This is a genomic window from Kitasatospora sp. NPDC059462 (assembly GCF_042749955.1).
Lineage (GTDB): Bacteria > Actinomycetota > Actinomycetes > Streptomycetales > Streptomycetaceae > Kitasatospora.
Window position 1 is genome coordinate 1 of sequence record NZ_JBHYUU010000065.1, and the last position, 25,130, is coordinate 25,130.

General features: G+C 73.1%; 24 protein-coding genes and 1 pseudogene. 16 read left to right on the forward strand and 9 right to left on the reverse strand.

What is annotated here, in order from left to right; genetic code table 11:
• Positions 1-133: 133 nt before the first annotated feature.
• Both ACFXAM_RS18380 and ACFXAM_RS18385 read right to left on the reverse strand, forming a co-directional pair.
• The gene (locus ACFXAM_RS18380) at positions 134-964 is read right to left on the reverse strand and encodes a PIG-L family deacetylase (RefSeq protein WP_380292379.1); all 831 of its coding nucleotides are present in this window, start codon (positions 962-964) and stop codon (positions 134-136) included.
• Positions 965-1,208: 244 nt separating this feature from the next.
• Positions 1,209-2,444: a hypothetical protein gene (locus tag ACFXAM_RS18385; protein ID WP_380292381.1), complete on the reverse strand. Its 1,236-nt coding sequence runs from the start codon at positions 2,442-2,444 to the stop codon at positions 1,209-1,211.
• 541 nt (positions 2,445-2,985) lie between these two features.
• Here ACFXAM_RS18385 and ACFXAM_RS18390 point away from each other — a divergent pair.
• Together ACFXAM_RS18390 and ACFXAM_RS18395 are read left to right on the forward strand one after the other, a co-directional pair.
• Entirely contained in the window at positions 2,986-3,996 is a 1,011-nt protein-coding gene (locus ACFXAM_RS18390) for a hypothetical protein (RefSeq protein ID WP_380292383.1), read from the forward strand.
• A gap of 95 nt (positions 3,997-4,091) precedes the next feature.
• Positions 4,092-5,234 carry a methyltransferase gene (locus ACFXAM_RS18395; protein ID WP_380292385.1) on the forward strand — a complete coding sequence of 381 codons (1,143 nt, stop codon included), beginning with the start codon at positions 4,092-4,094 and terminating at the stop codon, positions 5,232-5,234.
• A gap of 49 nt (positions 5,235-5,283) precedes the next feature.
• Here the strand turns inward: ACFXAM_RS18395 and ACFXAM_RS18400 are convergent, their stop codons facing one another.
• The gene (locus ACFXAM_RS18400; RefSeq protein ID WP_380292387.1) at positions 5,284-5,958 is read right to left on the reverse strand and encodes a TetR family transcriptional regulator; all 675 of its coding nucleotides are present in this window, start codon (positions 5,956-5,958) and stop codon (positions 5,284-5,286) included.
• A gap of 188 nt (positions 5,959-6,146) precedes the next feature.
• Here ACFXAM_RS18400 and ACFXAM_RS18405 point away from each other — a divergent pair, with 188 nt between their 5' ends.
• On the forward strand, positions 6,147-7,781 hold the full coding sequence (locus tag ACFXAM_RS18405) for an MFS transporter (protein ID WP_380292389.1): 1,635 nt from the start codon (positions 6,147-6,149) through the stop codon (positions 7,779-7,781).
• 85 nt (positions 7,782-7,866) lie between these two features.
• Here the strand turns inward: ACFXAM_RS18405 and ACFXAM_RS18410 are convergent, their stop codons facing one another.
• Positions 7,867-8,685, reverse strand: a complete 819-nt coding sequence (locus ACFXAM_RS18410; protein ID WP_380292391.1) for a class I SAM-dependent methyltransferase — start codon at positions 8,683-8,685, stop codon at positions 7,867-7,869.
• Between the two features lie 625 nt (positions 8,686-9,310).
• On the opposite strand from ACFXAM_RS18410, the gene ACFXAM_RS18415 reads away from it, so the two are divergent.
• The 11 genes and pseudogenes from ACFXAM_RS18415 (at position 9,311) to ACFXAM_RS18465 (ending at position 18,005) form a co-directional block, all read left to right on the forward strand.
• Positions 9,311-10,984 (forward strand): FAD-dependent oxidoreductase, encoded by a 1,674-nt coding sequence (locus tag ACFXAM_RS18415; protein WP_380292393.1) that lies wholly within the window; start codon positions 9,311-9,313, stop codon positions 10,982-10,984.
• Between the two features lie 6 nt (positions 10,985-10,990).
• The gene (locus tag ACFXAM_RS18420; RefSeq protein WP_380292395.1) at positions 10,991-11,338 is read left to right on the forward strand and encodes an antibiotic biosynthesis monooxygenase family protein; all 348 of its coding nucleotides are present in this window, start codon (positions 10,991-10,993) and stop codon (positions 11,336-11,338) included.
• A gap of 38 nt (positions 11,339-11,376) precedes the next feature.
• Positions 11,377-11,706: a TcmI family type II polyketide cyclase gene (locus ACFXAM_RS18425; protein WP_380292397.1), complete on the forward strand. Its 330-nt coding sequence runs from the start codon at positions 11,377-11,379 to the stop codon at positions 11,704-11,706.
• An 84-nt stretch (positions 11,707-11,790) separates the two neighbouring features.
• Positions 11,791-12,219, forward strand: coding sequence for a cupin domain-containing protein (locus tag ACFXAM_RS18430; RefSeq protein ID WP_380292399.1), 429 nt, complete (start codon positions 11,791-11,793; stop codon positions 12,217-12,219).
• Positions 12,216-13,493 carry a beta-ketoacyl-[acyl-carrier-protein] synthase family protein gene (locus ACFXAM_RS18435; RefSeq protein WP_380292401.1) on the forward strand — a complete coding sequence of 426 codons (1,278 nt, stop codon included), beginning with the start codon at positions 12,216-12,218 and terminating at the stop codon, positions 13,491-13,493. Before ACFXAM_RS18430 ends, ACFXAM_RS18435 begins: the two co-directional genes overlap by 4 nt.
• Positions 13,490-14,740 (forward strand): ketosynthase chain-length factor, encoded by a 1,251-nt coding sequence (locus ACFXAM_RS18440; RefSeq protein ID WP_380292403.1) that lies wholly within the window; start codon positions 13,490-13,492, stop codon positions 14,738-14,740. The genes ACFXAM_RS18435 and ACFXAM_RS18440 overlap by 4 nt, the downstream gene beginning before the upstream one ends.
• A gap of 73 nt (positions 14,741-14,813) precedes the next feature.
• The gene (locus ACFXAM_RS18445) at positions 14,814-15,056 is read left to right on the forward strand and encodes an acyl carrier protein (protein WP_380292405.1); all 243 of its coding nucleotides are present in this window, start codon (positions 14,814-14,816) and stop codon (positions 15,054-15,056) included.
• Positions 15,056-15,529: pseudogene (locus ACFXAM_RS18450) on the forward strand (SRPBCC family protein); the annotation flags it as partial. The gene ACFXAM_RS18445 and the pseudogene ACFXAM_RS18450, both read left to right, overlap by 1 nt.
• Positions 15,530-15,544: 15 nt before the next feature.
• Entirely contained in the window at positions 15,545-16,549 is a 1,005-nt protein-coding gene (locus tag ACFXAM_RS18455; RefSeq protein ID WP_380292439.1) for a methyltransferase, read from the forward strand.
• A 47-nt stretch (positions 16,550-16,596) separates the two neighbouring features.
• The gene (locus ACFXAM_RS18460) at positions 16,597-17,628 is read left to right on the forward strand and encodes a methyltransferase (protein ID WP_380292407.1); all 1,032 of its coding nucleotides are present in this window, start codon (positions 16,597-16,599) and stop codon (positions 17,626-17,628) included.
• 152 nt (positions 17,629-17,780) lie between these two features.
• A complete protein-coding gene (locus ACFXAM_RS18465) occupies positions 17,781-18,005 on the forward strand; it encodes a DUF6059 family protein (RefSeq protein ID WP_380292409.1) in 225 nt (74 codons plus the stop codon).
• 62 nt (positions 18,006-18,067) lie between these two features.
• Here the strand turns inward: ACFXAM_RS18465 and ACFXAM_RS18470 are convergent, their stop codons facing one another.
• The 3 genes from ACFXAM_RS18470 to ACFXAM_RS18480 form a co-directional block, all read right to left on the reverse strand.
• Positions 18,068-19,114, reverse strand: coding sequence for an alpha/beta fold hydrolase (locus ACFXAM_RS18470; protein ID WP_380292411.1), 1,047 nt, complete (start codon positions 19,112-19,114; stop codon positions 18,068-18,070).
• A gap of 16 nt (positions 19,115-19,130) precedes the next feature.
• Positions 19,131-20,411, reverse strand: a complete 1,281-nt coding sequence (locus ACFXAM_RS18475; protein ID WP_380292413.1) for an esterase/lipase family protein — start codon at positions 20,409-20,411, stop codon at positions 19,131-19,133.
• Positions 20,412-20,555: 144 nt separating this feature from the next.
• On the reverse strand, positions 20,556-21,347 hold the full coding sequence (locus tag ACFXAM_RS18480) for a 3-hydroxybutyrate dehydrogenase (RefSeq protein ID WP_380292415.1): 792 nt from the start codon (positions 21,345-21,347) through the stop codon (positions 20,556-20,558).
• Positions 21,348-21,654: 307 nt separating this feature from the next.
• Here ACFXAM_RS18480 and ACFXAM_RS18485 point away from each other — a divergent pair, with 307 nt between their 5' ends.
• Positions 21,655-22,242 carry an RICIN domain-containing protein gene (locus tag ACFXAM_RS18485; protein WP_380292417.1) on the forward strand — a complete coding sequence of 196 codons (588 nt, stop codon included), beginning with the start codon at positions 21,655-21,657 and terminating at the stop codon, positions 22,240-22,242.
• Positions 22,243-22,451: 209 nt separating this feature from the next.
• Here ACFXAM_RS18485 and ACFXAM_RS18490 read toward each other — a convergent pair whose 3' ends face one another.
• Positions 22,452-23,420 carry an LLM class flavin-dependent oxidoreductase gene (locus ACFXAM_RS18490; RefSeq protein ID WP_380292419.1) on the reverse strand — a complete coding sequence of 323 codons (969 nt, stop codon included), beginning with the start codon at positions 23,418-23,420 and terminating at the stop codon, positions 22,452-22,454.
• An 11-nt stretch (positions 23,421-23,431) separates the two neighbouring features.
• On the reverse strand, positions 23,432-23,737 hold the full coding sequence (locus ACFXAM_RS18495) for a hypothetical protein (RefSeq protein ID WP_380292421.1): 306 nt from the start codon (positions 23,735-23,737) through the stop codon (positions 23,432-23,434).
• A 279-nt stretch (positions 23,738-24,016) separates the two neighbouring features.
• Between ACFXAM_RS18495 and ACFXAM_RS18500 the strand changes: the two genes are divergently transcribed.
• Positions 24,017-25,030 carry a helix-turn-helix domain-containing protein gene (locus tag ACFXAM_RS18500; RefSeq protein ID WP_380292423.1) on the forward strand — a complete coding sequence of 338 codons (1,014 nt, stop codon included), beginning with the start codon at positions 24,017-24,019 and terminating at the stop codon, positions 25,028-25,030.
• Positions 25,031-25,130 lie beyond the last annotated feature (100 nt).

Here is a 25,130-nt window from a genome sequence, read left to right on the forward strand (position 1 = left end):
CGGCCCCATCCCTCGGATGAAATAAAAAATTTTGAGGGTATCCCCCCCCGGGTCAGCGCCCCGGTACCCCCGCCGGGCCACGGCGCCAGTCCCCGCCCCGCAACCCCGGGGGCCTCGACACCGACGTCAGGGGCTAGCGCAGTCCGGCGAAGAGGTCGTTCTCGGGAAGCTCCGCGCCGGTGGTGTCGTGGACCCGGACGAAGGTCTCCACGCCCATCAGCTCGGTGAACCGCTCCTTGCCCATCTTCAGGAAGAAGATGTTCTCGCCCTGGCTGGCGTGCGCGGCCAGCGCGTCGAACTTCCGGCCGCCGAACCCGGTGGCGTCCACCCAGGTGGTGATCTCCTCGTCGGGGAGGCCGATCTCGGGCATCTCCGACTCCCCGGCCTCCGGCTCCTCCCACTCCGCGCCCAGCTCGCGCATGACCTCGCCGAAGCGCGCCATCATCGAGCGCGGGGCCGTCGTCCAGTACACCTTCGGCGCCGTGCCGGCCAGCTCCAGCGCCCTCGCGGTGATGCGGTTGGCCTGGATGTGGTCGGGGTGGCCGTAGAAGCCGTTCTCGTCGTAGGTCACCACGACGTCGGGCCGGTAGTGCCGCATCAGATCGGCGAGGCGGGCGGCCGCCTCGTCCACCGGCGTCGTCCAGAACGAGCCGGGCGCGTCATTGGCGGCCCAGCCCATCATCCCGGAGTCCCCGTAGCCGAGCATTTCGAGGTGGCCGATGTCGAGGACCTTGCAGCTGGCCTCCAGCTCCTGACGGCGCATCGCGGCGACGGCCGCCGGGTCGTGTCCGGCCTCGCCGGGCTTGACACCTCCCGGCCCGTCCCCGCAGGCGCCGTCGGTACAGGTGACGAGCACCGTGCGGATGCCCTCGGCCGCGTAGCGGGCGAGCACACCGCCGGTACCGGTGGCCTCGTCGTCGGGGTGGGCGTGAACGGCCATCAGCGTCAAGGGCCGGTCGGTCATGGGGCTCATCCTTCGGTCTGCCGAGTGTTCGGCCTCAGTCTGCGGCACGGGACCGACAACGGGGCGCCGTGCATCTGAACGACAGAGGGGAACGACGCGGCCGCGGCCCGCTATTCCGGGGAACCGCGCCGCCGCCGGGGACGGCGCGGTCCTGCAGACCCCGCGAGGGCTTCGCCCGGGTGGTTCGTGTCCCGCGCCGAGGGCCGGCACCACGACGTCGGCGCCCGAAGGGTGCGCGGGTGGCTCAGGACCCGGGCGGCAGGGTCCGCACGAAGACGTCCCAGGTGCCGTTGGTGTCACCGGGGACGATGTCGGAATCGCGTGATTCGAAGGCGAACGTGCGGCCGTCGCCGGTCAGCGCCGGCTCCCCGGGATAGCCGGCGGCCGGGTAGCCGTCCTTCGTGAGGGTCACCATCTGCCCCTGGCCGGTCTCCCGGTCCCACAGGAAGAGCGGGGCGATCGGCGTGTTGGGGCCGGGGGTGCCCGGCATGAGGAGCACGTAGCGGCCGTCGGCGCTGAGCGAGCCGAAGCTGGTGGGCCCGTTGAACGGGGTCGGCCGGGTGGTACCGGTCGCCATGTCGCGCACGAACGTGGTCGAGTTCTGGTCGTTCGCCGTCACCGGACTCGTGTCGGTGCGGTTGAAGAGCACCAGGTTGCCGTCCGCGCTCAGCGACAGCGGGCCGCTCAGGACCCGCTCCGGGGTCGATCCGTCCTGGGCGACGTCCACGATCTGCCGCCCGCCGGTGGTCCGGTCGACGAGGAAGACGTGCCCCTTCTCCGGGGGGACGGGCGGCGGGCCCCAGGGGACGGACTTGACGCTCGTGTAGGCGATGCGCTGCCCGTCGTCGCTGATGACGGGGCTGCCCACGTAGTAGGTGCCGGGCGTGGTGCTGGGGTGGCTCACCCACTGCGTCGTTCCGTCCACCAGGTCGCGCACGTACACCCGTGAGGCCTCGGCCGCCGTCGAGCCCGTGGGGCGGCCCACCGTGAACACGACGTAGCGGCCGGAGCCGCTGATCCTGGGGCTGCCCGTGCCGCCGCCGGTGAACTCGCCGAGGTCGAGGTCCACGCGCCGGGTGAGGCCGGTCGGCAGGTCGCGAACGTACAGGCCGGTGCTCGCCGCGATGACGATCCGGTCGCCCGAGGCGCTGATGTCGCGGACGTCCACCGGGACGCCGTCCAGGGTCACCCGCTCCACCGTGCCGTTCCACAGGTCGCGCAAGTACGACTTGAGTTGACGGGTCGGGACCGGATCGGGCACGAGGTTCGTCGCCCATGAGGTGAAGGCGACGTAGCGGCCGTTCCTGCTGATCAACGGGCTGAACGACCTGTCGTTGGCCTGTGTCCCGGCGGCGGTCACGCTGACCCGCACCGTCCCGGTCCCGCCGCCCCCCGGGTCGGCGCCCGCCGGTCCCGCCGGAACCAGCACCGCCAGCAGAGCGGCCCCCAGCACCCCCGCCGCGGGTGAAGTCCTTCGCATGTCCCCTCCCGACCGTTCGTCGCCCCGGCCCGTGCCGAGGCACCCTGCGATGGAACCGCGTCGGCCCGGCCCGGGCAATCGGACCGATGACGTACAACCAAGGACACCCTCCGGGCGTCCCGGCCCGGCCGACCGGGCGGGCATTCACCCTTCCGGCCTATTGGGCGAGATGGTTCGGGGTCGATATATTTCCCGTATCGGGATGTTCCCCGCGAACCCGCGCACACGGGACCCGTGCCCGGCACCGTCACCGCGACCCCCGGAACACGACCTTCCGGAACGTGACCTTCCGGAGCGTGCACCTCCGGACCGTGAACCTCCGCCGTCCCGATTCCACCGGACCGACCCGACGCCCTTCCCGGGGGCCGCGCCCCCGACGACCACGGGACTGCCCGCCCGCCGCTGCGGATGCCGACACGCCGCCCCCGGCCGGAAGTTCCGCGACCAACGGATCACCGCCGAAGAGCCGTCCGCCCCTGCGCGCGCGGACGTACCCGGGCCCGGCCGCGGTCCGGCACGCACCATCCACTCGGGAGGAACCATGAACGCCGCCGCCGGCTGGAACGACATCCTGGTCCGCGACAACTTCCCGGACGTGGGGCAGACCCCCACGTCCGACCCCGTCTGGGAGTCCCCGGACATCATCCCCTTCGGCAGCGACATCCTCGACTTCGGGCTGCTGGAGTCCAGCTACGCCGGGCCCGACCTCGGGCTGGGCCACCCCATCGTGTACGGGCAGCTCAACCGCATCTACGTGCGGGGGAAGAACCTCAGGACCGGCTGTCCGTCCTCCGGGAACGTCAGGCTCTACTACGCCCCCGGCGGGCTGCTGCTGGACCCGCGGGCGTGGACCCCGCTCACCGCCGAGGGCGGCGGCACCAGCGTGCCGCTGACCGTGCGCGGCGGCGGGAGGGAGGTCCCGCCCGGTCAGATCTGCGTCAGCCGCTCCGCCTTCCTGTGGCCGAGCAGCAATCCGCCGGGCCACTACTGCACGATCGCCACCGTGGACACGCCCGCCCACCCCGTGTCCGCCGTGCTGCCGACCTTCGGCTCGCTCGTCGACTACCTGAACTGGGTCAGGTACAACCCCAACGTCGGCTGGCGCAACATCGATGTGATCCCGTGTCAGCGGACCAGGTACGTCCTCTCCGACCTGGCCGTCTGCAACCTGAACAACACCCCGACGCGATTCGTCTTCGGGGTCTCCGGCACCGACCTGCCCGCCGGAACCGCGACCTTCTCCAACACCGACCAGCAGGCCCCGTTCAGCCTGACGGCGCAGATCTACCCGCCCGGCACCGACGAGGGGTACACGCGCTCGGTGCTCCTGCCCGCCAACTACTCCGGCACGGTCACGGTGGTGGTCCGGTTCGACCAGCCCCTCCCGTGCGACGCCCGGATCGTGCTGCGGGCCTACAACCCGGTCACCGCCCACGCCGGAGAGCGCGAGCGGCGGCTCGCGGTGCCCCTCACCGGTGTCCCCGGGCTCGCGGACGCCCTGTTCCTCGAACTCGGCGCCTACACCTTCGTCGCCGCGCCGGACGGCACGTGACGGCCGGTCCGGCGGCCCGGGTCGGCCGACGGGCCGTCCGGGCCCGCGGGCCCCCGGCCGTGCGGCACGCTCCGTCGACGTACGAGAATGTCCCGGTGAGCATTTGGGAAACACTCAGCTGGACCGAGGACGGCCAGGAGCACCGTGCCCGGTGGCGGTCCGAGAACGGAACGCCGGCCCCGAAACGGGTGCAGGTGGCCGATGACCGGATGACCGCCGACGCGGCCTTCCGGCTGGCCTGCGAGGGCACGGCGTTACTCTGGCGCGGCGACTACCACAACGCCCGGCAGCTGCTGTCGGCGATGAAGCGGCGGGCCGCCCGCAAGCCGCCGCGGACCGGCTCGACCCCCGCGGAGACCTTCCACCTCCACCGTCAGGCGCAGTCCCGGCATGCCCGGATCCTCGGCATGCTGGTGGTGCCGGTGGACCGCGGGCACATCGTGCCGCTCCGCAGGTCGCCCGACGTGCGCAGCGCCTGCGCCGAGGCCTTCGGGCCCGCCGAGGAGTCCTACGTCGTCTCGCTGCGCGAACTCCTCGGCGTCATCGGCGCCCACGAGTGGTCCCGCAAGGGGGTTCCGGTCCCCGCGCTCGGCGAGCGGATCCACCCGCGCTACGGGGTCTTCTCCCCGGTGCGTGGCGAGTACGTCGACCTGGTCGCCCGCGCCCCGCTCCCGTCGGCCGAGTCGGCCTTCGACATCGGCACGGGCACCGGCGTCCTCGCGGCCGTGCTCGCCCGCCGGGGCGTGCGGCGCGTCGTGGCGACCGATCAGAGCGCCGCCGCGCTGGCGTGCTCCCGCGAGAACCTGACCCGGCTCGGGCTCCTGGACCACGTCGAGCTGCTGGAGGCGGACCTCTTCCCGCCCGGGCGCGCCCCGCTGGTGGTGTGCAACCCGCCGTGGGTGCCGGGCCGGCCGACCTCCCCGGTCGAGTACGCGGTCTACGACCCGGGCAGCCGGATGCTGCGGGGGTTCCTCGCCGGGCTGGCCGGCCATCTGGAGCCGGGCGGCGAGGGCTGGTTGATCCTCTCCGACATCGCCGAACGGCTCGGGCTGCGCTCGCGCGCCGAGCTGCTGGAGCTCGTCGAGGCCGCGGGCCTGCGGGTCCTGGACCGGCTCGACACCAGCCCCGTCCATCCGCGCAGCCGGGACACCGCCGATCCGCTGCACGCGGCGCGGGCGTCCGAAGTGACCTCACTGTGGCGGCTGGTGGCCGCGCCGGCCACCGCGACCGCGGACTGATCCGGAGCGGGGCGGGGGCGCCGTCGGGCAGCACCTCCGCCCCACCCGTTCACCGGGGCGCGCCGCGCTCCGAGCGCCAGTCCCCGAACAGGTCCGGGCCGAGCAGGCTCAGGCAGGACTCCAGCTCCGCCGTGATGCTCTGCAGGTCGCCCTCGGCCCGGCGGAACCAGATGCGGGTGGCGACCCGTCCGATCGCCCCGAAGGTCGCGACGAGCACCCGCGGGCGCGGGTCCGCTTCCGGGTCGATCCCCTCCCGCCGGGCGACGACCTCGACCAGCCGGTCCTCCATGTCCTCGGTCCGCCGCAGGTGCTGCGCCAGGAGACCCGGTGTGCGCTCGATGAGCTGCATCATCGCCATGTGCAGGGTCGGGTCCACGCCGTCCAGCTCGCCGCTGTGGACCTGCTGGAGGACGGCGTGGAACGAGCCGCGCATCGCCTGCAGCGGGAACTCGTGCGCCGGGCGTGCCTCCAGCGCCGCGAGGAAGGCCTCGTCGATGGCGGTGATCGGGCTCAGCGCCACCTCCTCCTTGCTCGCGAAGTACCGGAAGAAGGTGCGCTGGGAGACGTCGACCTCGTCGGCGATCTGGTCGACGGTCGTGTTGTCGTAGCCCTGGAGGATGAACAGCCTCAGGGCTTCCCTGGCGAGTTCGTCGCGGGTGTTCTGCTTCTTCCGCTGGCGTCTCCCGGCCTGCGGCGGTGACGCCACCGACTCCGTCTGCGGCACGGCCGCTCCTCCCTGCTACGTGCTGATCGTCCTTCACCTCCCAGTTTAGGGGACGGCAGCAGTGACTGACTCATGCCTGTCGTTGACATGTGTCAGCGACTGACATAGCGTCGGCGTCACACCATGTGCTCGCTTGAGCACTGATCCGATCCGACAAGCAGCGCCCCTGCGGCACAAAGGTTCTGACCATGACTCAGAAAGATGCACCGGCGTCGGCAACCCCCCGGGGGAATCCGTCGAAACTGCGGGGAAGGCCGTGGCCGACCCTGCTGGCCGTGGCCGTGGGCGTCATGATGGTCGCGCTCGACAGCACGATCGTCGCCATCGCCAACCCGGCGATCCAGCAGGACCTGCACGCCTCGCTCGCGGACGTCCAGTGGATCACCAACGGCTACCTGCTGGCCCTGGCCGTGTCGCTGATCACCGCGGGCAAGCTCGGTGACCGGTTCGGGCACCGGCAGACCTTCCTCATCGGCATCGCCGGCTTCATCGTGACCTCGGCGGCCATCGGCCTCTCCGACAGCGTGACGCTGATCGTGCTGTTCCGGGTCCTCCAGGGCCTGTGCGGCGCCCTCATGCAGCCCGCGGCGCTCGGCCTGCTCCGGATCACCTTCCCGCCGGAGAAGCTGAACATGGCGTTCGGCATCTGGGGCGGGGTGGTCGGCATCTCCACGGCGGCCGGCCCGATCATCGGCGGCGCGCTGGTCGAGCACGTCAACTGGCAGTCGGTGTTCTTCATCAACGTGCCCGTCGGCCTCGCGGCGCTCGTCCTCGGGCTGCTCATCCTCAAGGACGAGCGTGCCGAGCGCGCGCCGCAGAACCTGGACGTGCCCGGTGTCGCACTGCTCTCGGCGGCGATGTTCTGCCTGGTGTGGGGCCTGATCAAGGCCCCGGAGTGGGGCTGGGGCGACGCGCGCACGCTGGGCTTCCTGCTCGCCGCCCTGCTCGCGTTCACCGGGTTCGCCTTCTGGGAGAGCCGGGTGCGCGAGCCGTTGCTCCCGCTGCGGATGTTCCGCTCGGTCCCGCTGTCCGCCGGCACGGTGCTGATGATCCTGATGTCCTTCTCGTTCATCGGCGGCCTCTTCTTCGTGACCTTCTACCTCCAGAACATCCACGGACTGAGCCCGGTGGACAGCGGACTCCACCTGCTTCCGCTGACCGCGATGATGATCGTCGGATCGCCGGTCGCCGGCGCGGCGATCGGGAAGCTGGGCCCGCGGATCCCGCTGGTGGTCGGCATGGTCCTGACGGCGGTCTCGCTGTGGGGGATGTCCACCATGACGGCGGACAGCGGCATGGGGGTCGTGTCGCTGTGGTTCGTCCTGCTCGGGCTCGGGCTGGCCCCGGTCATGGTCGGGGCCACCGACGTCATCGTCAGCAACGCGCCCACCGAGCTGGCCGGGGTGGCGGGCGGTGTGCAGCAGTCGGCCATGCAGATCGGCGGCAGCCTGGGCACGGCCGTCCTCGGCGTCCTGATGGCCTCCCGGGTGGACACCGTGCTGCCCCGGGAGTGGGCCGACGCCCGGCTCGATCCGCTGCCCGCCGAGCAGGCCGGCCCGCTGGCGGCCGCGGCCAAGGTCGGCGCGGTGCCCCCGGCCGAGCCGGGCACGCCGCAGTCGACCGTCGACGCCGTCACCGGCGCCGTCCACGCGGCGTTCACCTCCGGGATGAGCCTGGCGTTCACCGTCGGCGGCGTGGTCGCGATCGTCGCCGCGGGTGTCGCGGTGTTCACCCGCAAGGCGCCGGAGGCCGCGGCCGGACCCCGGACGTCCGAGGCCGGAGCCCCGATTCCGGCGCAGGAGTCGAATTCCGCGAAGGTCTGATCCTCCGCATTCCCGTGGGGGTGTGCCGCCCGGTCCTCGCCGGGCGGCACACGCGCGTCGGGCCCCGAGTGGAAACCCGTTCCCGTCAGAACCGGTAGTCGAGGATGCGGTGCGCGAAACGCAGGGCCGGCACCCGCCCCGCCACCGCGCCGACCAGTCGTTCCAGCGGACTCGCCGTCCGGAGGTACGGCGAATCGTAGAGCGACCACTGTTCGACGAACCTCAACCCGGGCACCAGCCGTTCCAATTCCCGGGGATCGCCGACGCCCCAGTGGAAGCTCGCCCCCGTCGCGCGCAGGAGTTGTGAATACTTCGCGAATCCGAGGGTCCACGGCAGGACCGCGTCGAATATCATGCGGCCGGTCGGCAGGCGGTGGGTCAGACGCCTCAGCATCTCCTCCCCGTCGGCCTTCTGCAGATAGGGCGTCAGCCCCTCCGCGATGACCAGGGCCGGCCGGTCGTCCGGTATCTTTCCGAGCCATTCGCTCCGGGTGACCGAGGTGGCGATCGTGCGGTATCCCGGCGGTTTCGGATACAGCTGCTCGCGGAGTTCGATGACGTCCGGCTGATCGACGTCGATCCACTCGACGCCGGCCGGGAGGTCGAGCCGGAAGGCGCGGCTGTCCAGGCCGCAGGCCAGGTGGAGCACGGTGGCCCCGGTGGCCTCGTGCTCGATGAGGAATTGCCGCGTCCATTCGTCGAGTTTCTTTGCGCGAAATGTGACTGTTCGCTCGTCCTTCGCGCCGGTGCGCAGTCTGCGGAAGTCGTAGTCGAGGCGCCCGAGCACTTCCTCGGCCATGCCGTCGCCCAATACGGGGTCCGGCCTCCGATTGTCGATGGCTCTGGCCTGCAGAGTTGCGAGAAGCGTTTCCTGGGCTCCGGTCAATCGGATCGGTTCAACCATGCATCGAACGTACCTCACCCTTCACCGAGAACGTCAATATCGCGTTCCGCCGGCCGGTGATCAGCCGATTCCGGCCGGGCCCCGGGGAGTTCCGGCCAAGCCGGATATGAAGGGTCGATTATCCGCCATCCGGGCGGTGGGCGGACGGCCGGCCGGGGCCGCCCTCGGCTGTCGCGCAAGTGCCCATGATTCCGTGCGGCAAACCCCGAAAATGGCGTGTCCGTGCCAGCTTTATTGCCCGAACAAAGGGGGCAAACCGGGACATCCGAGGGAATGGCCGAACGCGCGTACCCCCGGCCGTTCTTGATTGACGGTCCCGACAGGCCCGTGATCTGCTCTGTGCTCGATCGAGATTGATCGGATCGAGGATCGTCCGGTCGAATTCGCCCCCCGAGGGGCCGTCGAGTCCCCCCTTCGCCCCCGGTATTCCGTGGCCTGCCGTGCCATGCCGAGCCGCTCCCCGACGGGATCGGAAGCAACCGCGCGACCCCCCAGGCCCGAACCCCCCGTTCCCAGAGCCCCGCCGCACCTCCGTGCCCGCCCCCGTGCTCCGGCTCCGCCACGACCGGCGCCGGCCCATGGCGGCTGCCCGGCGGCCCGCGGGGCGTGATGGATGGAGAGAGCCATGCCGCAGAACGCGCACGAGGTACCCGTACTGATCGTCGGCGGCGGACTGACCGGGCTGTCCGCCGCCCTGTTCCTCCGCCGGCAGGGCGTCCACTGCCTGCTGGTGGAGCGCCACCCCGGCACCACCGTGCTCACCCGCGCGTCGGGGATCAGCTCCCGCACGATGGAACTGCTGCGCGGCGCCGGCCTGGAGAGCACCGTGGCCGACCGCGCCCCCAAGCTGATCGAGGGCCATCGCTGGCGCGAACTCGGCCAGCCCGCCGACCAGATCCCGTGGGTCGTGCTCCGCTCGAACGGCGTGGCCGACCTGGCGAACGCCGTGATCGTCGAGGAGCCCTCGCTGGACGTGGGCCACCTCAGCCCCACCCGGCCGTACTGGTGCGGCCAGGACCGGCTCGAACCCGTCCTGCGGGACGAGGCGGTCCGGCTCGGTGCCGACATCCGCTTCAACACCGCGCTGGAGTCGTTCCAGGAGGGCGAGGACGGGATCAGCGCCGTGATCGTGGACCGCGCCACCGGCGACCGCACGACGGTCCGCGCCGACTACCTGATCGCCGCCGACGGCGTCCGCAGCCCGGTCCGGGAGACGCTCGGCATCACCCGCAAGGGCAACGGGCCGCTCGGCAGCGCGATGAGCGTGCTGTTCAGGGCCGACCTCGGCAGTTCCCTCCAGGGCAGGCGCTTCGTCATCTGCTACCTCCCCAACCCGGACGAGCCCGGGGTGCTCCAGATGCCGGAAGTCCCGGCGGTGCTCCAGCTGTTCGACGAGGAGCGGTGGATCTTCGGCTTCTTCTACGACCCCCGGGAGCACGCCGCGGAGGACTTCACCCCCGAGGACTGCGCGCGGATCATCCGCACCGCCACCGGTCTTCCGGACCTCGCCGTCGAGGTCGAGATGGCGCGCCCCTGGGAGATGTCGCACAACGTCGCCCAGTCCTACCGCACCCGCCGGGTCTTCCTCGCCGGCGACTCCGCGCACGTCCACCCGCCGGCCGGTGCCTTCGGCGCCAACGGCGGGATCCAGGACGCCCACAACCTGGCCTGGAAGCTCGCCGCCGTCCTCGGCGGCTGGGCCGGGGCGGGCCTGCTCGACAGCTACGAGGCGGAACGCCTGCCGGTCGGGACCGCCGTCGCGGACCAGGCGTGGATCCGGCACGTCTGGCGGCTCAACGACTCCCCGGAGCTGCGCCTCGCCCTGCGCGAGTCCACCCTGGTGAGCACCGGGTACCGGTACACCTCCGACGCGATCGAGGGCCCGGCCTACGACGAACCCCTCCCGCGCGAGCACGACCTGACCGGCCGGCCCGGCCACCGGGTGCCCCACGTCTGGCTGGAGCGCGACGGACGGAAGGTGTCGACGGTGGACCTGTCCGACGACGGCTACGTCCTGCTGACCGGCCCGGACGGCGCGGCCTGGGCCGAGGCGGCGGAGTCCGTCGCCTCGCGCACCGGCATCCCGCTGGCCTGCCACGTCATCGGCGGCGCGGACGGGTTCACCGACCCGGACGGCGCGTTCGCGAGGACCACCGGCCTGGGTCCGGACGGCGCCCTGCTGGTGCGGCCCGACGACTTCGTCGCCTGGCGGGCGGAGGACGCCTCGGTGGCCGGCCTGCTCCAGGAGGTCCTGGAGCGCACCCTGGCCCGGTCCGCCTTCTCCCGGACGGAGGGCTGAACCGCGATGGCGACCATCACCGCCCCGACCGAACTGTTCACGCTGGTCAACGTGTTCACCGTGGACCCGGCGGACCAGCAGCAGCTGTGCGACCACCTCTGCGCGGTGACCGAGGACCTCATCCGGCACCTCCCGGGATTCGTCTCGGCCACCTTCCACCTGGGGCTGGACGGCCGGACCGTCATCAACTACGCGCAGTGGCGCAGCCAGGAGGACTTCCGGGCGATGCATGCCGACCCGCGGCTGCAGGACCACTTCGACCACTGCCGCCGGGTCTCCAGGCCGGCGCCCGTCCTCTGCAGCGTCGAGCGGACCTTCGACGGCCCCGGTGCCGCCGCCGACGGCGCCGCCTGATCCTCTCCCGGCAGCACCCACGAGGAAGGAGCACCGACGTGGTGTACCGCGCCCTGATGGTCCTGAGGATGAAGCCCGAGGACGCCGAGCACGTGGCGGCCGCGTTCGCGGAGCACGACCGGACCAGCCTGCCCGACGAGATCGGCGTGAAGCGACGGTTCCTGTTCCGCTTCCACGACCTGTACATGCACCTCGTCGAGGCCGACGAGGACATCATGCCCAAGCTCTACCAGGCCCGGGAGCACCCGCTGTTCCAGCGCGTCGACCAGGAGGTCGGCCGGTTCCTCGCGCCCTACTCGCCGGACTGGCAGGAGCTCAAGGACTCCAAGGCCGAGGTGTTCTACGCCTGGGAGTCCGACCACGCGTAGCCGGCGGTCCGTGGGGACGCCCACGCCCCACGGACCCCGGTGCGCCGCCGCCCAGCAGGCCCCCACATTCGCAGAGGTGATGAGATGACAGCGGGAGCAGCAGCCAAGGTGTCCGCCGCCGACGTGCAGCCGAGCCACCGGCAGGGAGGTGCCACCCGGGCGCTCCTGACGCCGCGTTCGGTCGGCGCCACCGCCGGGTTCCTGGGGACGCACGACCTGGGCCCGGGGGAGTACATCAGCGAGCACTACCACCCCTACTCCGACAAGTACCTCTTCGTCTTCGACGGAGCGCTCGTCGTCCGCGTCAATGGCGAGGAGGTGGAGGTGCGCGCCGACGAGGCGCTGCTGATCACCCGGGGCCAGCGCCACCGGGTGGAGAACCGGGGTGCGGTCACCGCGCGGGCCGTGTTCCAGATCTCGCCGCTGGCCCCGGCGCCGTCGCTGGGCCACGTCGACACCGAACCGGTGCCCCACCCGGAGGCCGCGCCGCCGAGGGTCGGGGGAGTGGCGTGAGCACGCGGGAGCGCCGGGTCGCGATCACCGGCATCGGCGTCCGGGCCCCGGGCGGGGTGGGCACCCGGAACTTCTGGTCGCTGCTGACCGCGGGCCGGACCGCGACCAGGACGATCACGCACTTCGACCCCACCCCGTTCCGCTCGCGGATGGCCGGGGAGATCGACTTCGACCCGGCCGCCGAGGGCTTCTCGCCCGAGGAGACCGTCCGGCTGGACCGGGCGACCCAGCTCGCGGTCGCCGCCACCCGGGAGGCCGTCGCCGACAGCGGGCTCGACCTGGAGCGGCCGGCACCCGGCCGGATCGGCGTCAGCATCGGCAGCGCGGTCGGCTGCACCACCGGCCTCGACCGCGAGTACGAACGGGTCAGCCGCTCCGGGGCGTCCTGGCTGGTGGACCACACCCTCGCGGTGCCGCACCTGTTCGACTACTTCGTCCCGACGTCGATCTCCCGCGAGGTCGCCTGGGAGATCGACGCCCAGGGCCCGGTGACGGTGGTCTCCACCGGCTGCACCTCCGGGCTCGACGCGGTCGGCTACGGGGCGGAGCTCGTCCTGGACGGCAGCGCGGAGGTCGCGATCGCCGGCGCCACCGACGCCCCGATCTCGCCGATCACCGTCGCCTGCTTCGACGCGATCAAGGCCACCTCGGCCAACAACGACGACCCGGCGCACGCCTCGCGGCCGTTCGACCGCAACCGGGACGGCTTCGTGCTGAGCGAGGGCTCGGCCGTCTTCGTCCTGGAGGAACTCGGCGCCGCCCGCCGCCGGGGCGCCCACGTCTACGCCGAACTGGCCGGCTTCGCCACCCGCGCCAACGCCTACCACATGACCGGACTGCGCCCGGACGGCCGGGAGATGGCCGAGGCCATCGACAGCGCGATGGCCCGGGCCGGCTGCCGGGGCGAGGACCTGCACTACATCAACGCCCACGGCTCCGGCACCCGGCAGAACGACCGCCACGAGACCGCGGCCTTCAAACGCAGCCTCGGCCCGCGCGCGTACGAGGTGCCGGTCAGCTCGATCAAGTCGATGATCGGGCACTCGCTCGGCGCGATCGGTTCGCTGGAGCTCGCCGCCTCGGCCCTCGCGATCGAGTACGGCGTGATCCCGCCGACCGCCAACTACCGGGAGCCCGACCCCGAGTGCGACCTGGACTACGTCCCGAACACGGCCCGCGAGCAGCGGGTGGACGCGGTGCTGAGCGTGGGCAGCGGGTTCGGCGGCTTCCAGAGCGCGGCGGTGCTCCGCCGCCCGGTCGGGGCGGGCCGGTGACCGCCGCCGGTACGGCCGGCCCCGGGGCGGGCGCGGCCGTGGTCACCGGGCTGGGCGTGATCGCGCCCAACGGGCTCGGCGCGAAGGCGTTCTGGGAGGCGATCCTGGAGGGCCGCAGCGGGATCGACACGATCCGGCGCTTCGACCCGTCGTCCTACCCGGTCCGGATCGGCGGGGAGGTGCTGGACTTCGTCCCCGACGGCCTGCTCCCCAAACGGCTGCTGCCGCAGACCGACCGGATGACCCAGCACGCGCTGGTCGCCACCGACTGGGCGCTGGCCGACGCCGGTGTGGACCCGGCCCGGCTGGAGGAGTTCGGCGCCGGCGTGATCACGGCCGGCGGTTCGGGCGGCTTCGAGTTCGGCCAGGCCGAACTGGAGAAGCTGTGGGGAGACGGCCCGGAACGGGTCAGCGCCTACCAGTCCTTCGCCTGGTTCTACGCGGTCAACACCGGACAGATCTCGATCCGCAACGGTCTGCGCGGGCACAGCTCGGTAGTGGTGTCCGAGCAGGCCGGCGGACTGGACGCCGCGGCGCACGCCGTACGACTGCTGCGGGACGGCACGATCGGGCTCGCGGTGACCGGCGGTTTCGAGGCCTCGCTCTGCCCGTGGGGACTCGTCGCCCAGGTGCCGAGCGGCCTGCTGACCGAGGCCCTCGACCCGCAGCGGGCCTACCTGCCCTTCGACGCCGCCGCGGGCGGCTGGGTGCCCGGCGAGGGCGGGGCGGTCCTGATCGTGGAACGCGCCGACGCCGCCCGCGCCCGCGGCGCCGGCCAGGTCTACGGCCGGCTCGCCGGACACGCCGCCACCTTCGACCCGCGCCCCGGCAGCGGCGCACCGCCCGCGCTGGAACAGGCGATCCGGCTGGCCCTGCAACGGGCCCGGGTGCTCCCGGAGGACATCGACGTGGTCTTCGCCGACGGTGCCGGGGTGCCCCGGCAGGACCGGGCCGAGGCCGAGGCGCTGGCCTCGGTGTTCGGGCCCGCCGGAGTTCCGGTGACCGTACCGAAGTCGATGACCGGACGGCTCTACGCGGGCGGGTCGGCGCTGGACCTGGCCTGCGCGTTCCTGGCCATGCGGGACTCGGTGGTGCCGCCGACCGTCGGCACCCGGGAGGTGCCCGCGGACCTCCGCCTCGACCTCGTCCTGGAGCAGCCGCGGGAACTGCCCGTGCGCAACGCCCTCGTGGTGGCCCGGGGCAGTGGCGGCTTCAACGCGGCGACCGTCGTGCGGCGGCACCCGTGACCCGGGCCGCCGCGAGCCGGCCCGCCGTGACCCATCCGACATCCGAACGAACTGGAGGCCGACGATGAGTGCCATGACACTCGCGCAGCTGGTGGACATCATCAGGGACTGCGCCGGCGACTCGGACGAATTCGACCTGAACGGCGACATCGCCGAGATCGCCTTCGACGAACTGGGCTACGACTCCCTGGCGTTGCTGGAGATCTCCTCCCGGCTGCAGCAGGTCCACGGGGTGGAGCTGCCCGAGGAGGGGGTGCGCACCCCCGGGGACGTCCTGCGCCTGGTCAACGGGACGTTCGGGCGGGAGGCCGCCTGATGGCCGGACGCACGGACAACACGATCGTCATCGCCGCCCCGATCGACGTGGTGTGGGACCTCACCAACGACGTCGAGTCGTGGCCCGGGCTGTTCGCCGAGTACGAGAAGGTCGAGGTCCTGCGCAGCGACGCGGACGGCATCGACTTCCGGCTCACCACCCGGCCCGACGCCGAGGGCCGGGTCTGGCAGTGGGTCTCCCGCCGCACGCCCGACCGGGCGGCCCGAACGGTCCGGGCGCACCGGATCGAGACGGGCCCCTTCGCGTACATGCACCTGCACTGGACCTACCGGGAGACCCCCGAGGGCACCGAGATGCGCTGGCGCCAGGAGTTCACCATGAAGCCCGGCGCCCCCTTCGACGACGAGGGGATGACCGCCCACCTGAACGAGGCGACCCGGCGGAACATGGCGCAGATCAAGAAGGTCATCGAAGCGAGGACGACAGAAGGGACGGTCCCGGCCGTGGAGGCATCGGACGTGGCGACCATGGACCTGCACAGCCGGCAGCTCCTGCTGCTGGCCGGGGGCGGACGGCTGGCCCGGACCGTCCACGTCCTGGTCGAGCTCGGCATCGCGGACCTGCTCGCCGACGGGCCGCGGACCGTCGCGGACCTGGCCCGGTCCACGGCCGCCCACGAGCTGTCGCTCTACCGCGTCCTGCGGGCGGCGGCGGCCGTCGGCGTCTTCGCCGAGGGCCCGGCCGGGACCTTCTCGGCCACCCCGCTCTCCGACGGGCTGCGCTCCGACAACAAGCAGGGCGTGCTCCCCCTGGTGCGGTACAACAACCTGGACATCACCTGGCGGCCGTTCGACGAGATCCTGCACAGCGTCCGCACCGGGGAGCCGGCCTTCGACAAGGTCTTCGGCCGGTCCTTCTTCGAGCACCTGGAACGGACGCCCGCGGCCGGCGAGTTCTTCGAGCGGTTCATGATGCACTGGAGCCGCCGGCTCGTCCTGGAGGGGCTGGACGAGCTGCGGCTCGGGCGCTTCCCCCGGATCGCCGACCTCGGCGGCGGCGACGGCTGGTTCCTCGCCCAGGTGCTGCGGCGCCACCCCGAACTCACCGGCGTCCTGGTGGACCTGCCCCGGGTGGCGTCCTCGGCGCACCCGGTCCTGGAGGAGGCGGGGGTCGCGGACCGGGCCACGGTGGTCCCGGGCGACTTCTTCACCGACCCCGTCCCGACCGGCTGCGACGCCTACCTGTTCAAGGGCGTCCTGCACAACTGGTCGGACGAGCGGGTCGTCACGGTGCTGCGGCGGGTCCGCGAGGCCGTCGGGGACTCCGGCGCGACGCTCCTCGTGCTCGACCAGGTGATGGCCCCGGAGAACGAGTGGGACCACGCGAAGTTCCTCGACCTGGACATGCTGGTCCTCTTCGGCGGCCGTGAGCGGGTGCTCGCGGAGTGGCAGGACCTGTTCCACCGCGCCGGGTTCGAGCTGGTCAACGACCCGGGACTGAAGTGGACGATGCTGGAATGCCGCCCGAAGTGACCCGCCGACACCCCGAAGACCCGCGAGGCGAGAAGGTAGGGAACGACATGGCACAACCCTCTTCCGGCACCGCCGGGGGGCCGGGCGGGATCCTGCGCCTGATCATGGCCTTCTACGGCTCCCGCGCCGTCATCAGCGCCGTCGAGCTGGACCTCTTCACGGTGCTGGCCGACGGGCCGCTGACCGGCCCCGACCTGTGCCGCTCCGTGGACCTGCACCCCCGCGCGGCCGCCGACTTCCTCGACGCGCTGGTCGCCCTCGGCCTGCTGGAGCGGGAGCAGGAGACGTACCGCAACAGCCCCGAGGCCGCGCGATTCCTCGACCGCCGCAAGCCGGGGTACGTCGGCGGCTACGCGCGCCTGGCCGACGCCAACCTGCTGCCGCTCTGGTCCCGGCTGACCGAGGCGCTGCGCACCGGTGAACCGCAGGTCCCGACCGACACCGGATTCTTCGACCGGTACAGCGACAAGGAGGCGGCGCGCGGCTTCCTCGGCGCGATGGACGCGGTGAACAGCGGCGTCGCCCTCCGGCTGGCCGAGGCGTTCGACTGGAGCCGCCACTCCTCGTTCACCGACCTGGGCGGAGCCCGCGGGAACCTCGCCGCGACCCTCCTGCGCGAGCACCCCCACCTGGACGCGGTCTGCTTCGACCTGCCGGAGATGGAGCCCTTCTTCGATGAACACCTGGACGCCCTCGGGGCGCGGGGGACCCCGGCCCGGGTCCGCTTCCGGGCGGGCGACTTCTTCAGCACGCCGCTGCCGGAGAGCGAGGTCTTCGTCGTCGGCCACATCCTGCACTTCCTCGGCCTCGAACAGCGGCTGGAGCTCCTGGCCCGGATCCGCCGGGCGCTGCGGCCGGGCGGCGCCGTGCTGGTCTACGACCGCATGATCGACGACGACCGGCGGGGCCCCGCGCTCAGCCTGCTGGGCAGCCTCAACATGCTGCTGACCTCCACCGGCGGCCGGGAGTACACCCCGGCGGAGTGCCGGCAGTGGCTCCTCGACGCGGGCTTCGAGTCGCTGCGGACGGTGGCCCTGGGCGGGCCGGACACCCTCGTCGTGGGACACGTCGGCTCCTGACCCGCCGCCCCACCGTCCCGCCGTCCCGCCGTCCCGCCGCCCCGTTTCCCCGGGCCGACCGACCGGCCGGCGGGCGCCGCCCCCGTGCGCCCGCCGGCCTCCCCCCGTACTGCCGCCCCGGCCCGGCCCGGCCTGTCGGAAGGACCAGCCCCGTGAGCCCGCACCGGAAGTTCTCGTTCCGCCGGACCCTGTACGTCGGCCTGATCGCCCTCGGCTGGATGTGGGCGGCCTATCCGCTGCACCCGTACCTCCGGGACCTGCGCGAGGTCGGCCTGGCCCCCCATCCCCCCGCGGAACACCCCGAACTGCTCCGCCCCGACCAGCCGCCCACCCCCGAGGAACAGCGCCTCTGGCGCGCCCTCGGGTGGCAGCCGTGAGCCGGCCTCCCCGGGCCCGTCCCCGGGCCCGTCGCCGGGTCCGGGGACGGGCCGACGGGTCGTCAGGCCCCGTCCAGGTTCTCCACCAGTGCGGTCAGGAACTCCTCCGGCCGCTCCAGGTGCACGGTGTGCCCGGCGCCCTCGACGACCACCTCGCGCACCCGCCCGCCGGCGGCGGCGTAGCGGTCGAGGGCGGCCCTGGTCTGGGTGACCATCGGCTGGGCCGGGCAGGTCTCCGCGCCGGGCCAGCCCGGGATCGCGCCGAGCGCCCCGAGGTGGGCGAGGTCGAAGACCGAGGTGTCGGAGACGATCACGTCGGCGGCCCCGCGGATCCAGAGGATCGGCGGCTTCGGGTCGATCACCTCCAGGTCGTCGATCCGGAAGTGGGTCGGCGCCATCGAGTTGAGCACCCCGCGCTCGCCGGGGGCCGAGCCCGGCCAGGTGCCGCTGGGGCGGATGTCGCCGGGGTAGTGGTCCTCGCCGGTGCGGGTGGCCAGCATCGCGGCCACGTAGCGGTCCGGGTCGGCCAGCGGCTCGGCGGCGTAGGCGCTGTCCAGCACCGAGCGCGGCGCGAACGGTGACCCGGTGCCCGTCTCGCCCTCGCTCAGCAGCCGGACGAACTCCGGGGCCGCGCCGCCGGCGCCGGAGCCCGCGCCGTCGGGGGAGTTGAGCCTTCCGTCCGCCCCGTGGGTGCCGCCGAACCCGTACGGGGAGACCGGGTTGACCAGGGTGAGCGAGCGGACCAGCTCGGGGCGGTCGCGCAGCAGTTGCAGGGCCACCCCGCCGCCCATGCTCCAGCCGACCAGGTGCACCGGGCCGAGGTCCAGCGCGTGGAGGAAGGAGAGCAGGTCCTCGCTGTGGTCGCGCAGGCCGCGGGTGGCGTCCACCGGCAGCGGCTCGGTGCCGCCGAAGCCGCGCAGGTCGGGGGCCAGCGGACGGAAGCGCTCGGGCAGGCCCGCCATCGTCGGGTGCCAGAACACGCCGGAGGAGACGTTGCCGTGGAGCAGGACCACGGGCTCGCCCGTGCGGCCCTCGATCGCGGCGTGGTTCACGGTCAGCCGGTCGGTGGTGACCGGTCGGTCGGTGATCATCGGGCGGTCAGTGATCATGGGGCGGATCCCGTTCTCAGTTCAGCCAGCCGGCGAGCTGCGCGTTCGCCGCGCCGTCCCAGCCGAGTTGCAGGTGGTTGGCGAGGGTGATCAGCGCGGTGCCGCCGACGGTGGCGATGCCGGTGGTGTCCAGGGCGCTGGCCACGAAGACCACGCCGTCGCTGGGCGCGCGGTTCTCGTTGAAGATGCCGACGACGCTGGGCGCGCCGCCCGCCATGAGGTAGGTCGTCACCGAGGCGGGCACCCCGGCCTGGTGCAGCGGGGCGATCAGCGAGCCGGCGTCGATCGCGGCCTGGATGCCGCCGCCGTCGGTGTAGAAGCCCTGCCCGCCGTAGTAGGTGGTGTACCAGTCCTGCTGGGTCTGGTCGATGCCGACCGCCGAGTCCCAGCGGGCCAGCATCTGCCGCTGCCCGGGGTAGACGTCGTAGCCGCCCGAGGGGGCGAAGGAGAACTCCGGGTGCGCGGTGTAGGTGCCGTAGCAGGTCATCCGCAGGTGCGGCGCGGGGGCGTTGACCTGGCCGCCGCACTGCGGCCAGATGGAGAAGTCGTGCGCCCAGCCGTGCGCGAAGGGGTAGTCGTAGCCGCCGTTCGGGCCGCCGACGGTGACCAGCTTGCGGACGTCGCCCGCGTACGGCCGGCCCCAGGAGGGCTTGACCGAGGAGACGTAGGAGCGTGCGGACATCTCGCCCTTGCTCCAGCCCACCACGTCCACCTGGGGGACGCCGAGCTTGGCGCGGATCAGCGCGACGGCGTCGCCGACCGCCTGGGCCTGCATCAGGTTGTCGCCCTGCTTGTGCGCGAAGCCGACCGCGAAGACCCGGTAGCCCCGCCCGGACAGGTACTGCATCAGCCCGGTGTTCGGGCACGAGAGGGAGCCGCAGCCGTAGCCGCCGGACTCACCGGGGTTGGCCCAGGCCCGGTCGGGGTTGTCGTTGGCGCCGTGCACCAGCAGCACCGGGACCTGGTGGGCGCCGGTGTTCCAGCCCGGCGCGGAGTAGAGCAGGAAGCGGCCGGAGTAGGGCTGCTTGACGCCGCCGAAGAAGGTGAGCCGCTGGCCGTCCTGGTTGCCGCGGCCGTCCGGCGGGTACTGCTCCTGCTTGAAGCCGGGCGTGGTGTCGAGGTAGCGCTCGACGCGGTCCCAGCCGTTGGCGACGCTGCTGTAGGTCGCCTCCAGCGTCAGATGGGCCGGCACCGCCGCCGAGGCCGGCCCCGCCGGGAGGACCGCGCCGACCAGCGCGAGCACGCTCGCGAGCAGCCCGCCGAAGCCGCTGCGCCTCCCACGTCCGCTTCTCCACATGTCGCGTTCACTCCTCCACGCCGGGGTCCAGTGCGTGACACCCTATGAACGGCGGGGTCCCCTCCCTATGTCGGTGGCAGCCACCTCGGGCGTCCCGCTGTGGGCACCGGCCACCTGGCCAGGACGCGGTTGCCGCGGAACGCGTCAGCGGGCGGTCCAGCCCCCGTCCAGCGGGAGGGACGTGCCGGTGATGAAGCCCGCGTGCGGGCCGCAGAGGAACAGGGCGGCCCGGGCGACCTCCTCGGGCTCGATGAGCCGCTTGATCGCGGTGCGGTCGAGCATGATCCGCTCCACCACCTCGTCGGCCGGGATGCCGTGCGCGGCGGCCTGTCCGGCGATCTGGTCCTCCACCAGGGGGGTGCGCACATAGCCGGGGTTGATGCAGTTGCTGGTCACGCCGTGCGGCGCGCCCTCCAGGGCGGCGACCTTGCTGAACCCCTCCAGGGCGTGCTTGGCGGTCACGTACGCGGACTTGAAGGCGCTCGCCCGCAGTCCGTGCACCGAGGAGATGTTGACGATGCGCCCCCAGCCGCGCTCGTACATGTGCGGCAGGGTGCGCCGGACGATCCGGAACGGCGCCTCGACCATCACCCGCTGGATCAGCGCGAAGCGTTCGACCGGGAAGTCGTGGATCGGCGCCACGTACTGGAGCCCGGCGTTGTTCACCACGACGTCGGCGTCGTCCGGGAGGGTGTCCACCGCCTCCGGATCCGACAGGTCGACCACGTGGGCCGTGCCGCCGAGCTCCTCCGCGAGGTCCTTCGCGGCGGCGCCCGCCAGGTCGACGACGTACACGTGCGCGCCCGCCGCGGCGAAGGCGGCCGCGCACGCCCGGCCGATGCCGCCGGCCGCACCCGTCACCAGGACCTTCCGCCCGGCCAGGAAGCGGCCGTCCGGGGCGGCGGCCGGGCCGCCGGTGCTCTCGATGTTTTCCATGGCCGCCACGCTAGGAACCCGGGGATGACGGGCACACGTCCCGCGGTACCACAGTTGCACCCCCGATGGTGGTGGCCGCCACCACAGCGCCGCGCCGGCCCCGTCCGCGGTGCCGCCCCGTCCGCGGTGCACCCGGATCACCGCAGCCTTCCGGCCGCGCGGTCGTTTTCGGCCTTCGTCGGACCTTCGGCGGTTCGTGCGACGTTCGATTCCCTATCCTCGTGCCCGGCCGCGGCTCCCCGGAGCCGGGCAGCACACGCGCGGAATTCCCGCTCCGACCACCCACGATGGGGGAATCCTCATGCCGATGCCCAAAGCCCTCCGCCTGCTCGCCGCCGGTGCCGCGGCGCTGCTCCCGTTCACGTTCGCGTCCGACGCGCACGCGGCGACGTACCTGCAGACCATCGCGCTCTACAACGTCACCACGGCGAAGTGCGTGGACCTGCCGGGCTACTTGTGGAACCCGCTGGACACCCCCGTCAGCCAGTACTCCTGCCAGACCGGCCGGTGGGACAACCAGATGTGGAGGCTGGAGCGGACCCGCACGGTCGACGGGCGGCCGCTCTACCAGTTCGCCAACGACAAGAGCGGCTACTGCCTCGACCTGCCCGACTACGGCGCCGCCCCGCTCGGCGCCCGGGTGTCCGTCTACACCTGCAACGCCAACCCCGAGTACGACAACCAGGAGTGGTACCTCGTCGACGTGGTCGGCAACGGGGGCTACGAGGTCGTCAACTACAAGAACGGCCTCTGTCTGGACGTCGCCGGCTGGGCCGGCGACCTCAGCGACCGGGCCAACGACCTGCCCCTGACCGTGTACACCTGCTACGACAGCTCGTGGCGCGGCGGCGTCTACGACGGCTACGACGACCACGTCTGGCGGTTCGCCGGCTGATCGGACACCGGCCCGCGGGGTCAGGAGGCGGCGCCGCGCGCCGCCTCCGGCTCCGCCACCAGCCGCCCGCCCCGCTCGTCGGTCCGGCCCGGGGCGGCGGACCCGCGCGCCGGACCCGCCGTGACCGTGGCGTCCCCGCGGCGAACCACCCTCCCGTCCCTCGGCCCGGCGGGGCACGCGGGTGTTCGCGGCCGGGGGACCCTCGTCCGCTACGCCCCGGCGGACTCCGGCACCGGGGCCGTCGGGGCGTCCGGAGCCCGGCGGGCCGGGGGTGTGGTGGAGTTCGGCCGGGTGCGCCGCACGCCTGCGCCGCCGGCCGGCGCCGTCATCAGCTCGCGCAGCTGACCGAGGGGATCCGGGCCGCAGATCCGGACCACCACCGTCTGCGCGCCCGCCTCGCCGAGCTCCTGGAGCGCTGCCGCGGCCTCGGCCGCCGTGCCCCCGGCCGCGAAGGTCGCGGCCTCGTCGCGCCCCAGCCACCGCGCGTGCCCGGCGACGGCCTCCCGCAGGGCGGCGGCCGCCGCGTCCCCCACGCCGAGGAAGGTGAACACGGTGACCGTGTGGTCCGGGCCCGCGCCGCCGCGCTCGGCCGCGGCGCGGACCGCGCGGAGGTCCTCCGGGCCGTGGCCCTCGGCCACGAGCGTGCCCTGCGCGGCCCGGCCGGCCAGTTCCAGGGACTTGGGCGAGACGACGCCCGCGATCACCGGGGGAATCGCGTCCGGCGCGGGCGGGTGGACCAACTGCACTCCGTCGAGCTGCAGTTCACGTCCGTCCACGGTGACGCGCTCGCCGCGCAGCAGGCCCCGCACCGCGGTGAGGGCCTCCTCCAGCAGCGCCAGCGGTGAGCGCGGCGCCACGCCGGCCTGACGCATCCACTCCCGCACGCCGTGGCCGATCCCGGCCACCAGCCGGCCGGGGAAGACCCGGGCCAGGGTGGCCACCTCCATCGCCAGCAGCGCGGGACTGCGCAGCGGTGCCGGTGCGATCCCGATGCCGACCCGCAGCCGCTCGCTCGCCCCGAGCGCCACCGCCGCCGCCGAGACCCCGCCGTTCCACCCCAGGTCCTCGACGACCCACAGGTCGTCCACCCCCAGTGCCTCGGCCTCCCGCGCGAAGGCGGGCAGCCCGGCGGGGTCCCAGGAACGGTCGAACATCACACCCATGCGAAAGGCCGTCATGACCGGCCAACCTACCTCCCTCGCGCACCACCGGTCGCAGGGGTCGGTCCGCAGCTCTCGAACGCGCCCCGCGGCGCGAGCGCGTCGAGCCGTTCCAGTGCCGCCGGCGCGGACGGCGAGGGGTGGGCGGCGAGGTGGGCCCTGGTCGGTCCGGGTCCGCGGCCGAGGAGGGGCTCGATCCCGATCGAGCGCGCGGCGTCGAAGCCGGCCCCCTTCGCGTCCCGGACGAGGAGGGCGTCGCCGAGGTCGCCGCCGGTGAAGAGCCGGACGCAGCAGGGTTGCATCAGCTCGGTGTCGCCGTCGTCCTGAGCGCGCACGCGTCCCGTGTCCGCAGCCCGGGGTGTCGGCGCGGCCGACTTGCCCGTGCGTGCAGTGGTCCTTCGTCTGCGTGCACGGGTTCCGCCCGCCGCTGTCCCGGGCGGGGCCGGCGAGGGCCGCCGGGGGGCCCGGCGTCGGTGCGACCGGCCCGCCGTGCAAGGCGGCCGGCCGGCGGGCGGGGCTGCGGTGAACGCGGCTCCCGGGCCCTCCTCCGGTGGCATGATGCGGCTCGCACGGGCCCGGACCTGCGGGCCGACGAGGGTGAGGAGCGGAGCAGCGTGTCGTTGGAGACGTCGGGGGCGGCGCCCGCAGACGGGGCTGCGCACTACACGACCGAGGGGCTGCCGGTGTCGGGCCGGCGGGCGTACTGGCGTGAGGCGCTCTCGCGGACGTTCGGATCGGTGGACATGAAGGTGCCCGAGGAGGTCCGGCACGGCTCGATACGCACCTCGCTGCTGGGCCCGCTCCAGGTCGTCACCGTGGAGGGGGATCCCCATCAGGCGCAGCGGACCCGGCGGCTCATCGCGGGCAGTGACAACGAGGAGTTCGTGGTCGTCAAGTTCCTCAGCCGGGGTGCCGTGCGCGTCGAGCAGGACGCCCGGGACGCCTGCCTGGAGGCCGGCCGGCTCTTCGTGTACGACATGGCGCGGCCGGTCCGGCTGACCGTGCCCGAGCGGTTCCGCACCGAGTCCCTGGTACTGCCCCGCCGGGCGCTGGGGCTGGGCGAGTCCGAGCTGCGGCGGATCACCGCGCGGCCGCTCGGCGCCGACTCGCCGCTCGGCCGGCTGGTTCCGCCGCTCCTGTCCCACCTCGCCGACACGGCGGACGCCTACCGGCCGCAGGTGGGGGCGTCGGTCGCCCGCCACGCGGTGAACCTGATCCGGACGCTCGCCGACGAGCACCTCGGCGTCGATCCGCGGGACACGCCCGACGCCCCCCGGGCGACCCTGCTGCGGATCCAGGCCCACATCGGCGAGCACCTGACCGACCGGGAGCTCACCCCGGAGGCCATCGCCCGCCACCACCACATGTCCGTGCGGTACCTGCACAAGCTCTTCGAACGGGAGGGGCTCACCGTCCGCCGCTGGATCCAGCAGCGCCGTCTGGAGCAGTGCCGCCGCGCCCTGGGCGGCCGGCAGGAGCGGGGCAGCAGCATCGCGGCCGTCGCCCACCACTGGGGCTTCGCCAACGCCTCGCACTTCAGCCGCTCCTTCAAGGCCGCCTACGGCCTCTCGCCGCGCGAGTGGCGCGACACGGAATCGCGGACGCCGGCGCAGCTGCCGCAGAGATGAATCGGCGTCAATTCCGCTCCATGATCACCCGCTTGTCGGGACTGCCCTAGGCTTCGGCCCACGAAGGCGGATCATCGCCTGAACGATGAGAGCGGGAATG